The sequence below is a fragment of the Nocardia sp. NPDC050799 genome, from assembly GCF_040654015.1.
Taxonomy (GTDB): domain Bacteria; phylum Actinomycetota; class Actinomycetes; order Mycobacteriales; family Mycobacteriaceae; genus Nocardia.
On sequence record NZ_JBFAHF010000057.1, the window covers coordinates 21,396 to 32,155 of the forward strand.

Annotated in this window: 10 protein-coding genes; 5 read left to right on the forward strand and 5 right to left on the reverse strand. The window is 68.3% G+C overall.

Going from position 1 to position 10,760, the window contains the following annotated elements:
• Positions 1–124: 124 nt before the first annotated feature.
• Positions 125–988, reverse strand: a complete 864-nt coding sequence (locus AB0H42_RS33510; protein ID WP_357063307.1) for an alpha/beta fold hydrolase — start codon at positions 986–988, stop codon at positions 125–127.
• Positions 989–1,174: 186 nt separating this feature from the next.
• On the opposite strand from AB0H42_RS33510, the gene AB0H42_RS33515 reads away from it, so the two are divergent.
• Together AB0H42_RS33515 and AB0H42_RS33520 are read left to right on the forward strand one after the other, a co-directional pair.
• Positions 1,175–1,822, forward strand: a complete 648-nt coding sequence (locus AB0H42_RS33515) for a TetR/AcrR family transcriptional regulator (RefSeq protein WP_357063310.1) — start codon at positions 1,175–1,177, stop codon at positions 1,820–1,822.
• The gene (locus AB0H42_RS33520) at positions 1,819–2,409 is read left to right on the forward strand and encodes an N-acetyltransferase (protein ID WP_357063313.1); all 591 of its coding nucleotides are present in this window, start codon (positions 1,819–1,821) and stop codon (positions 2,407–2,409) included. Before AB0H42_RS33515 ends, AB0H42_RS33520 begins: the two co-directional genes overlap by 4 nt.
• A 34-nt stretch (positions 2,410–2,443) precedes the next feature.
• On the opposite strand, the gene AB0H42_RS33525 is transcribed toward AB0H42_RS33520, so the two are convergent.
• The 4 genes from AB0H42_RS33525 to AB0H42_RS33540 form a co-directional block, all read right to left on the reverse strand.
• A complete protein-coding gene (locus tag AB0H42_RS33525; RefSeq protein WP_030525305.1) occupies positions 2,444–2,701 on the reverse strand; it encodes a hypothetical protein in 258 nt (85 codons plus the stop codon).
• 2 nt (positions 2,702–2,703) lie between these two features.
• Positions 2,704–4,368 carry an FAD-binding protein gene (locus AB0H42_RS33530; RefSeq protein WP_357063315.1) on the reverse strand — a complete coding sequence of 555 codons (1,665 nt, stop codon included), beginning with the start codon at positions 4,366–4,368 and terminating at the stop codon, positions 2,704–2,706.
• 29 nt (positions 4,369–4,397) lie between these two features.
• Entirely contained in the window at positions 4,398–4,769 is a 372-nt protein-coding gene (locus tag AB0H42_RS33535) for a nuclear transport factor 2 family protein (protein WP_357063318.1), read from the reverse strand.
• A gap of 72 nt (positions 4,770–4,841) precedes the next feature.
• Positions 4,842–6,377, reverse strand: coding sequence for an FAD-binding protein (locus AB0H42_RS33540; protein ID WP_357063320.1), 1,536 nt, complete (start codon positions 6,375–6,377; stop codon positions 4,842–4,844).
• A gap of 206 nt (positions 6,378–6,583) precedes the next feature.
• On the opposite strand from AB0H42_RS33540, the gene AB0H42_RS33545 reads away from it, so the two are divergent.
• The 3 genes from AB0H42_RS33545 (at position 6,584) to AB0H42_RS33555 (ending at position 10,305) form a co-directional block, all read left to right on the forward strand.
• Positions 6,584–8,209, forward strand: a complete 1,626-nt coding sequence (locus AB0H42_RS33545; RefSeq protein ID WP_357063322.1) for an NAD(P)/FAD-dependent oxidoreductase — start codon at positions 6,584–6,586, stop codon at positions 8,207–8,209.
• 70 nt (positions 8,210–8,279) lie between these two features.
• Entirely contained in the window at positions 8,280–8,963 is a 684-nt protein-coding gene (locus AB0H42_RS33550) for a PadR family transcriptional regulator (RefSeq protein WP_357063325.1), read from the forward strand.
• A 313-nt stretch (positions 8,964–9,276) separates the two neighbouring features.
• Positions 9,277–10,305 carry an alpha/beta hydrolase gene (locus AB0H42_RS33555; protein WP_357063327.1) on the forward strand — a complete coding sequence of 343 codons (1,029 nt, stop codon included), beginning with the start codon at positions 9,277–9,279 and terminating at the stop codon, positions 10,303–10,305.
• The last annotated feature ends 455 nt before the right edge of the window (positions 10,306–10,760 follow it).

Here is a 10,760-nt window from a genome sequence, read left to right on the forward strand (position 1 = left end):
AACTGACGACATGGCGGAGGATTTCTGATCGGTACAGCCGCAGGCAGGTCGGCGAGAAGGCCCGTCGCCGACCGGCCGCTGCTCCACTGCCGGGACTCCGTACGCACCAGGCTCCTCCGGCGTCTCAGTCCTTGCGGGTCAGGAAGGCCATGACCGTGGATTCGAAGGCGGCCTTCTGCTCGATCATGGCCCAGTGGCCGCAATCCGGGAACACGTGCAGTTCGGCGCGCGGGATGGTGCGCATCGGCAACAGGGCCATATCCAGCGGGCTCACCCGGTCGTCACGCCCCCAGGTCACCAGGGTCGGCGCCTTCACCCTGTGCAGTAGCGCCCACGGTGGCGGAGTGTCCGCGGCGTCCATGGCACGCACCATCGCGGTGAACGCGGTCCGGCTGTACATGCGGCGGGCGCTGTCGAGGGTGGCCGGATCGGTGGCCTGGGCCCAGCGTTCTTCGATCATCTCCTCCGTGACCAGGGCCGGGTCGTACACCATCGAGTGCAGCCAGGCGATCAACCGTTCACGGGTGGGGTTCTCGGTGAAGTCCTGGAGCAGCCGGATGCCCTCTCCCGGGCCGGGACTGAAGAGATTCTTGCCGATACCGCCGATGGTGACGATCTTGCCGACCCGGTCGGGGTGGGCGATCGCGTAGTTCAGCGCGACCCCGCCGCCCATCGAGTTGCCGACGAGATCGACCCGGTCGAGGCCGAGCGCGTCGACGAAGCCGACCACCGCGTCGAGGGCGGTGATCATCGGATGCCCGCCGAAATCGTCACTGACGCCGAACCCGGGGAACTCCAGGACGAGTGTGCGGAACCGTTCGGCGAAGAAATCGAGATTGCCGCGGAAGTTACGCCAGCCGGTGACGCCGGGTCCGGAACCGTGCAACAGCAGCAGCGGCGTACCGGAGCCCGCCTCGTAATACCGCAGCACTCCGGCGTCGGTACGTATCTCCCGCAGCTCGTGCTCGGTGCTGGGAACCGAAGTCATCGTCAACCTCCATCTCGGCGTATTCCTTCCGAACCACGCTGCCAGGTGCGCGGCGACCGCTCCTCCTGAGTTCCCGGTGAGCGGTCGCCGCATGCCGGCGGGGAAGCGGCACCCGACTTTCGAGATGGGGTTCGGCGCCTCCGAGGTATAGGCCGAGTTGCCCTACACGGCCGCCCTACCTATAGAATGAACATCAGTTCATTCTATAGATGGGAGGGCAGGCCCGTGGCGCGCACCACTGAACAGAGCGCAGCCCTGAGCGCGGCAACGCGAAGCGCGGTGCAGACCGCGGCGGTTCGCGTTTTCGCCCGTCACGGGTACGCCGCGTCGGCCATCCGTGACATCGCGACCGAAGCCGGCGTCAGCATCGGCACGATCTACCGTCACTATCCGACCAAAGACGCGCTGTACGCCGACCTGCTCGATCAGGCACTGACCGGGCTCGGCAACCTGACCGGGGAACTCTCCGGCCCAGGGCGCCCGGTCGAGATCATCCGGGAATTCACCGCTCGATACCTGGCCGGTCTCACAGCCGATGACGGTGCCGCCGAGTTCATGATCGTCATAAACCAGGGCGTGACCGCCGATGCTCCGTCCGCATCGATCGCTCGACTCCTCGACGCACACAGGTTGATGTGGCGCACCTTCGAGGACCTGATCCGCCGGGGACAGGCGGACGGCGAACTCGGTCGAGGAGATCCGGCTCAACTCACGACCTGTTACTTCGCGATGCTCGGCGGTCTCACCTCGATCCGAGTGGGTCTCGGCGCCGAGTTCACCGCCCCGGACGTCGATGTCGTACTCACACTGCTCACCGAGGGACCCAGACAATGATCACGATCGAGCACGGCGACGAACTCGGTGAGGACTACCGCAGATCGATCACCGCGGTACTCGTCCATGGCTTCGCCGAAGACTTCGCCTTCTTCTCGTCCGACCCCCAGCAGCTGACCGCCGCGTTCGAGCACATGCTCATACTGGAGCGTTTCGTCGTGGCCCTGGTCGACGGCGAGCCTGCCGCCATCGCGTCGGTCACCTCCGGTGATCAGGAATGCTTCGCACCGCGACTACCGGAGTTCCGTCGCCATCTCGGACTGCTCCACGGGACCATCAGCTATCCGGTGGTCCGCTCACAATTCCTCGGCGCCCCCGATGAAGCGCGGGACGGGCTGGCCGAGATCGCCTTCGTCGCCACCGCCCCCGCCCACCAAGGGCGCGGAGTGGGAACCGCACTGATGCGGTACATCATCACCCTTCCCGGCTACGACGAGTTCATCCTGCGCGAGATCAAGGACACCAACACACCCGCGCTGAGCCTGTACCGCAAGTTCGGCTTCACCGAGTACCGGCGACGCCCCGTCCGATTCGCGCGGCGGGCCGGCTTCGGCCAGTATCTATCGCTTCGCCTCAGCAGGGCGTAACTCTCCTCCGGCGGGCGAGCGCCGGGCAGCCGTGTCAGCCGAGGCGGCCCGGCACGGGTTCCCGGCGGCGTTCGTCGGTGGGCAGATCACCGTCGGCGACGGCCCGTTCGATGGAATCGCGCAGTGCCGGGCAGGTCGGTATCCATTTGCTGTGCTCGCCGAGGGCCGCCCGGCGGGCGAATTCGGGGCAGGCGGATTCGGCGTCGTCGAGCCATTGCACACTGGTGTGGCTGGGGCTGAACTTCTCCACCAGCACTCGGTTACCGCAGTTGGCGCACTGTACGGGCTGCACGATCACTCCTTCGTCGCGGCGTGGCGGGCGGCGATATAGCCGAACACCATGGCGGGTCCAATGGTGGCGCCGGCGCCCGCGTAATCGGTGCCCATCACCGCGGCGGAGGTGTTGCCCGTCGCGTACAGGCCCGTGATCACGGAGCCGTCGGTGCGTAGGACCTGCGCGTTCTCGTTGTACACCAACCCGCCCTTGGTACCGAGGTCACCGATGCGAATTCGCAACGCGTAGAAAGGCGCCCGGTCGAGTACGTCGAGGGTGGGCTGCGGGAGAGTCGGGTCACCGTAGTAGTTGTCGTAGGCGCTCTCGCCGCGCCCGTGATCGGTATCGCGGCCGGTGCGCGCGGCGTCGTTGTACCGGCGCACGGTCGCCTCCAGGGCCGCGGCGGGCACGCCGATCGCGGCCGCGAGTTCATCGACGGTGGCCGCGCTGCGTATCAGTCCCGAGGACAACCAGTCCGCCGGGAATTTCTGTCCCGGCATGATCCCGCCTATCGGATAGCGGTTCTTGGCTCTGCCGTCGAACACCAGCCACGCCGGGTCGTGACCGCCGGCCAGCTGCGCGTGCACGAAGGTGACGTAGGGGGCGGCCTCGTTGGTGAACCGGACACCGGAACCGTTCACGATGATCGACCGGGGTATGGACCGTTCGGACACCAGAACCTGGTTGATCCCGTCGGGCCGCTGAAACGACGGCATCCACCAGGCGTCGTCCATGAGATCGACCGCGGCACCGACCCGCTCCCCGGCCACGATCCCGTCACCGGTGTTGTCGGCGGCGGCGGCGCTGAAATTGTCGCGGCCCCCGGCGGGCAGATGCTGTTTGCGCAGCGCCTGGTTGTATTCGAAACCGCCGGTCGCGAGCAGCACTCCGGCGCGGGCGCGGATCCGTATCTCCCGGCCGGCCCGTTCGGCCACCACTCCCAGCACCGCGCCCGTTTCGTCGGTGATCAGCGACCGCATCGCGGTGTTCAGCCACAGCGGGACCCCGGCGTCGCGCAACGCCAGGCGGAGCCGGGCGATCAGGGCGCGGCCGAGAGTGTCCATATGCCGGCGCAGTATCACGGCTTTCACTGCCCGCAGTCCGGTGAGCAGCGCGGTCCAGCGAGCCTTCCAGGTCCGGGTGACCATGTTCAGCTGGACGAAATCCTTGGAGGTGATGAACAGCCCGGGCGGAGTGGCGAGGGCGGCCGGGCGCAGGTAGGACTCGTCGGCACCGAGTTCCCGCAGGTTCACCGGCAGTGGCTCGATCGACCGGCCGGCCGGACGTCCGCCGGGGGCTTCCGGGTGGTAGTCGGAATAGCCGGTGCACCACTGGAAACGCAGGTGCGGGCCGCTGCTCTCCAGGAAGTCCAGCATTGCCGGGCCCTGGTCGATGAACGCGTCCACATTCGCCGAGGGCACCCGGTCACCGACCACCGCGTCCAGGTAGGCGCGCACCTCGGCGCGGGAATCGCGCAGGCCCTCGCGCAGCAGCACCGGGTTGTTCGGTACCCAGATCCCGCCGCCGGACAGCGCCGTACTGCCGCCGTAGTAACCGGCCTTCTCGATGACCAGGGTCTCCGCGCCCTGGTCCGCGGCGGCCAGCGCGCCGGTGAGGCCGCCGGCGCCGCTGCCCACGACCAGGAAACCCACCTCGTGGTCCCAGGGCTGTTCGGTAGGGGACACGAATATCTCTTTTCTCGTAGCGCTCGAACTCAGCCGAAGCTGATGTCCTCGGCCGACCAGAACGCGCGCATACTCGTGATCCGCGCGTTCTCGTCGAAGGTCATGACGTCGATGGGTTCGACGGTGATGGTTTGGTCACCGGTCTCGGTGACCACCCGGAAACCGAACGCGGCACTGTCGCCGCTCACCCGCAAGCTCAGCAGTTCGGTACTGCGACGCGCGGATTCGAGGCTCCCGTAGAACTTCTCGACGGCCGCGCGGCCGGTGTGCGACGGACTACCCACCGGGTCTTCCAGGGTGGCGTTCTCGTCGTAGAGGGCGGCGATATCGGCCGCGGTCCCGGTGGCCACGGCGTCGAGGTAGCGCTGTACGGCCGCGCGGATCTGTTCGGGTTCGGGCATGGGCGATTCCTGTTCGGGTTCGGGGCGCCGTGATCCGGCAGGCCCGTTGGGTGAGCGTGTCGACGGTCGGCGCTAACGGCCGAGCATGTCGAGGACAGCGAGGTGGGCGAACAGCATCGAGGCGCCGATCGGGTTGCCGCCGCCGGGGTAAACGGTGCCGCTGACCGCGGCCATCGTGTTGCCCGCGGCGTACAGGCCGGGGATCGGTGTCGCGTCGCGGTTCAGCACCCGGGCGGCGCTATCGGTGCGCAACCCACCCTTGGTGCCCAGATCGGACAGGCCGAAGGCGGCGGCATGGAAGGGCCCCCGCTCGATCGGCACCAGCGGCAGCTCGCCCTGGGAAAAGGCCCGGTCGTAGGCCTCGTCGCCGCGGCCGAAATCGGTATCGGCTCCCGCGGCGACCATCGCGTTGTACCGCTCGACGGTCTCGACGAGGTGTGCGGCGGGTACGCCGATGGCCGCGGCCAGTTCTTCGAGCGTCTCGGCGGTATGCCACAACCCGGCCGCCCGGTACTTCTCTGTTTCGACCATCGACACATTGGTGGCCTGTACCGGCGGCCTGACCCCGTCCCGGTCGTCGTAGATCATCCAGAAGGGCAGGGTCATGCTGCCGGCCCGCAGCCGTTCGATGGCCGCCCGGCCGAGCCGGTCGTAGGGCGCGGATTCGTTGACGAACCGCTTACCGTCCTGGTCGACGAAGATGCCGCCGGTGAACCACAGCGCGAAGGCCGACCGCCCGTCGGGATGGGTGAGCCCGGGCGACCACCACGCCTGGTCCATGAGATCGGTATCGGCTCCGGCGGCGATACCGGCCCGATGCGCTTTTCCCTGATTGCCGGGCGGGCCCATGGTGTCGCGGGCCGCGCCGGGCACGCCGTAGTGGCGGCGCATCTCTTCGTTGCCCTCGAATCCGCCCGCCGCCAGTACCACACCGCGCCGGGCCCGGATCGCGATCGTGCCGTCGGGCCGTTCGATACGCGCGCCGATCACCGTGCCGTCCTCGACGATCAACTCCGCGAGGGCGGCGGTGCGGTACAGCCGGACGTGCGGGTAGGCCGCCAGCGCGCGCAGGAAACGGCCGATCAGCGCCTGCCCGCCGATCAGGAGCTCCGGCGGCTCGGCGCCCAGCCGGTCGGTGTCCAGCGGGCCGCGCAGATGTGCGCGCAGGGCGCCCAGTTCGGCGGCGGGCAGCGGTACGGGGACGATATGGCGTTGTCCGTCCGTTCGTGCTTTCGGCGCCGAACCGAAATAGTCCGGCCACGGGTACATCTGGAATTCGAAACGCTCGTCGCCCTCCAGGTATTCGATGAGGTCGCGGCCGCGGCGCACGAAGGTTTCCTGCAGTTCGCCCGGGGTGCGGTCACCCACGACCGCCCGGAAATACGTGAGCGCGTCGTCGAGGGTGTCGTCGGTACCGGCGCGCTCCAGCACGGGATTGCACGGGAACCAGACCCCGCCGCCACCCGAATACGCGGTGGTGCCGCCGAATTTGTCGGTCGCCTCCACCACCGCGACCGACAATCCCTCCCGGGCCGCGGTGTAGGCGCCGGCGAGTCCGCCGCCGGACCCCGCCACCAGCACATCCACTTCGTCGTCGAAGTCCACCACTGCTCCACCGCCTCCTCGCGCTGCCGGCTCGTGCCGAGGCCGACGGTAGGTCCGGCGCGCGGCGCGGGCGAACGGTTCTCCCGGTGACCGGGAGAACCGGCGCGATCCGGTGAATGTGCCGGTCAGCGGGAGAAGGGCGACCAGGAGGCCGCGGCTGTCCCTACCGTCGCCGCAGAGCACCGGACACCCGAGCAGTTGGAGGCACTGTGAACCCCGGAAACCCCTCGTCACCCGGCCGGACCCGAGTCGATGTGGCGGTCGTCGGCGCGGGTATCGCGGGACTGTACGCGCTGCACCGGTTCCGTAGCCGCGGCCTCACGGTGCGGATGTTCGAGGCCGCCGACGGCGTGGGCGGGGTCTGGTACTGGAACCGCTACCCCGGCGCCCGCTGCGATGTGGAGAGCGTGGACTACTCGTACTCCTTCGACGAAGACCTCCAGCGGGAATGGGACTGGAGCGAGAAGTACGCGGCGCAGCCGGAGATCCTGGCCTATCTCGAACACGTGGCCGACCGGTTCGATCTGCGCCGCGATATCGAATTCGGCACCCGGGTCACCGATCTCCGCCTCGACGAGTCGTCACTGACCTGGCAGGTGGACACCGATACCGATAGCCGCGTCACGGCACGGTTCGTGGTGCTGGCCACGGGGCCGCTGTCGAATGCCAATACCCCGGCGATCGAGGGACTCGACACCTTCGCCGGGCGGCTGCTGCACACCTCGGCCTGGCCGCACGAGGGCGTCGACCCGACCGGACAGCGGGTCGGCGTGATCGGCACCGGTTCCTCGGGAATTCAGGCGATCCCGGTGCTCGCCGAACAGGCCGCGCGGCTGCACGTGTTCCAGCGCACCGCCAACTACAGCGTGCCCGCCGGCAATACCGCGCTCGACGAAGAACTCCGGCGCGAGCAGAAGGCTAATTACGCTGAACGTCGCAGGTTGTCGATGGCCAGCGGTGGCGGATCCCCGCACCAGGCGCATCCGAAACCGACCCTCGCGGTGAGCGAGGCGGAACGGCGCGCCGCCTACGAACAGCGCTGGCAATTGGGCGGTGTGCTGTTCAGCAAAACCTTCCCCGACCAGCTCACCGATCCCGCCGCCAACGAGACCGCCCGGCTGTTCTGGGAGGAGAAGATCCGCGCCGAGCTCGACGACCCCCGGGTCGCCGAGCTGCTGATCCCCCGCGACCATCCCATCGGCACCAAACGCATCTGCACCGATACGAACTACTACCGCACCTTCAACCGGGAGAACGTGCAGCTGGTGGACCTGCGCGCCACACCGATCGAACGTATCGACGCGGGCGGCCTGCACACCACGGATTCGTATTTCCCGCTGGACATCTTGGTGCTGGCGACCGGATTCGACGCGATGACGGGTTCGGTCGCCAAGATCGCGATCACGGGCCGCGGCGGACGGACACTCAACGAGGCGTGGGCGGAGGGCCCGGTGAACTATCTCGGGCTCGGTGTGCCCGGTTTCCCCAATCTGTTCACCCTCACCGGCCCGGGCAGCCCGTCGGTACTGGCCAATATGGTGCTGCACTCGGAACTGCACGTGGACTGGGTGGCCGAGGCGATCGGGTTCGTCGACGGACGCGGAGCCACCGCGCTCGAGGCCCGCGCCGACGCGGCGGCGGCCTGGGTCGCCGAATGCACCGAGCGGGCGTCCGGGACCTTGATGACCCGGGCGAACTCCTGGTACCTGGGGGCGAATATCCCGGGCAAACCGCGGGTCTTCATGCCGTTCGTGAGTGGTTTCGGGGTGTACGGCGAGATCATCGCCGGGGTCGCGGCCGCCGAGTACAAGGGCTTCGACCTGCTGGACCGGTGAGCGACAGGATTCGCGCCGCGCCGGTAGTCATATGCCGGACCGGTATATGACCACTGATAGCATTCGGCGAATGACGACGAGCGAACCCGACCTGGCGCAGATCAACCTGCCGCCGACCAGCTGGGCGGTGCTCGCCATGCTCTCCTACGAGGAGGAGATCTCCGGGTACGACCTGAAGAAATGGGCCGACTGGAGTATCCGCTACTTCTATTGGAGTCCCTCCTACAGCCAGATCTACTCGGAGCTGAAGAAACTCGAACGGCACGGGTTCGCGCACTCGCGGGTCGACGCCGACAACGCCATGCGCGGCCGCCGCCTCTACCGGATCACCCCGGCCGGGCGGGCCGCCGTCACCGCCTGGACCAACAGCGCGCCGGTCGACCCGCCGATGCTGAAACATCATGTGATGTTGCGGATCATGTTCGGGCATCTGAGTTCGCCGGAGCGGCTCAAGGAGATCCTGCGCGACCATATGGCCGATGCCGAACGGCTCGAACGCAGCGCCGCCCTCGACGCGGCGGCCGCGAAATCCGAACCCGGCTGGGCCTATTCGCAGATAGTGCTGCAGTGGGCCGAACGCTACTACGCCTCCGAACGCGACCTCACCCAGCAGCTGATCGACGATATCGACGCGGCCGAGACCGCGCTGGTGGCGGCCGAACGCGACGAGCAGACCGCCTATCCGCATCCCACCCCGGGACGCTGGCGTGAGGTCGAGCAGCGGGTCAAGGACGAGGACCCCGGGCGGCGCTGATCGCGATCGCCGGGCGCCGGCGGCGCCACCAGCACCCGGGCGAGGACCATTCCCCCGCGATCGTTCAGGGGACGTACTCGGCGAGATAGCGGTCCACGAATCCCGGTGCGCGGCCGGGCATCGTCTCGATCCGGTCGACGATATAGACCTTCGCTGCACCCATCGCGCCACGGTATGGCCGTATCCGGCGGTCCGGCCGGGACCGGCCCACTCTGCGGGAGACGCAACTCCGTCCGCGCTCTCGCCGACCTACGGTGGCCCGATCAGCTGTAGGCCGGGCGCTACCGGCCAGGAGAAATCGAGGAGGCCGCGGATGGAATCAGGAGCCGTATGCGACGCGGAGCCCGGACTGCTTCCCGAGGTGGCCTCGATGCTCACCGCCCTGGACAGCGGCTTCCCGGACGTCACCACCCTGACGGCGCGCGAACTGCGGGCGATCATCCGGTCCCGCCGCGCGCCGCTGCAGTGGCTGCCCGCCATGCGCGACGTCCGGAACCTGACCGTCGACGGACCGGGCGGCCCGCTGCCCATCCGGATCTACCGGCCCCGCCACGACGCCTCGGCGCTCCAGGTGATCGTGTTCGCGCACGGCGGTGGGTTCGTATTCTGCGATCTGGACAGCCACGACGAGTTCTGCCGCGCGATGGCCGAGGGGGTCGGCGCGGTCGTGGTGTCGGTGGACTACCGGCTCGCCCCGGAGCATCCCGCGCCCGCCGCGCACGAGGACATGTACGCCGCGCTCGTCTGGGCCGCCGCGCACGCCACCGAATACGGTGGCGATCCCGCCGCGCTCGTGGTCGCCGGCGACAGTGCCGGCGGCAATCTCGCCGCCACCGTGGCCCTGGCGGCCCGCGATCAGGGCGGCCCCCCGCTCGCCGCGCAACTACTGCTCTACCCGGTGATCGACGACGATTTCGACACCGAGTCCTACCGGCGCTACGGCACCGGTTACTACAACACCGCCGCGGCGATGCGCTGGTACTGGCAGCAGTACGCACCACACGGCACCGCGGACGCCCGCCTGGTACCGACCCGCGCGGACACCCTGGCCGGGCTACCGCCCGCGGTGGTGATCACCGCCGAACTCGACCCGCCCTGCTCATCCGGCGACACCTACGCCCGGCTGCTCGCCGAAGCCGGTGTCGCGGTACGCCACCGGCGTTACGACGGGTTGTTCCACGGGTTTCTGACGATCCCGGCGCTCGCGGTCACTCGGACCGCGCGTGCGGAGATCTGGGAAATGGTGCGCGCCGCACTTCCGCCAGACCAGAACAGCCCCGCTCACGCACCCGGCGGCAGCGCCCCTGCCGCTCTTCCCGAAATCATCCGTCCATCAGAGTAGGCCCCGGATGGTCAGGCCCTTCGTTCGGTGCGGCCCCGGCTGCCGGCTGCCGCTACATCACCGGACTGGTCACCGACGCCTTCGTCCACCGCTGACCGAGTTCAAAAAATCTAGAGCGGCAGCTATAGACATTCACTCGCAGGTGGGGTAGCTTCTGTGTCGTTGGTAGCAAAGTAAGTATCCGTACGGCACGGGAGATAACGGAACTGCCCGTGAAGTAAGACCGGCGGGCGCGGCCACTGGGCCAGTAAGTACTACGGCCCTGCCGCCCGCCGGGCAGCACGATGAAGTTGTCCGGAAAGATGAAATGAGGAGAAGGGAGGCGTTGCCCGTCGGGTCCCCTGCGAAGTTATGTGGTCGGGGTGATCGCCGACGTATCGGTTACATGTCGGAAGACGAAGTAATTCCCCCTTTCAGTGCCCCGGCGCCAGCGGCGCCGGGGCACTTCGGCGCGT

Excerpts from the sequence above, each read along its gene's own strand:
- AB0H42_RS33510 (WP_357063307.1), bottom strand. The coding sequence starts at position 988 with ATGACTTCGGTTCCCAGCACCGAGCACGAGCTGCGGGAGATACGTACC.
- AB0H42_RS33555 (WP_357063327.1), top strand. The coding sequence starts at position 9,277 with ATGGAATCAGGAGCCGTATGCGACGCGGAGCCCGGACTGCTTCCCGAG.
- AB0H42_RS33520 (WP_357063313.1), top strand. The coding sequence starts at position 1,819 with ATGATCACGATCGAGCACGGCGACGAACTCGGTGAGGACTACCGCAGA.
- AB0H42_RS33515 (WP_357063310.1), top strand. The coding sequence starts at position 1,175 with ATGAACATCAGTTCATTCTATAGATGGGAGGGCAGGCCCGTGGCGCGC.
- AB0H42_RS33550 (WP_357063325.1), top strand. The coding sequence starts at position 8,280 with ATGACGACGAGCGAACCCGACCTGGCGCAGATCAACCTGCCGCCGACC.
- AB0H42_RS33535 (WP_357063318.1), bottom strand. The coding sequence starts at position 4,769 with ATGCCCGAACCCGAACAGATCCGCGCGGCCGTACAGCGCTACCTCGAC.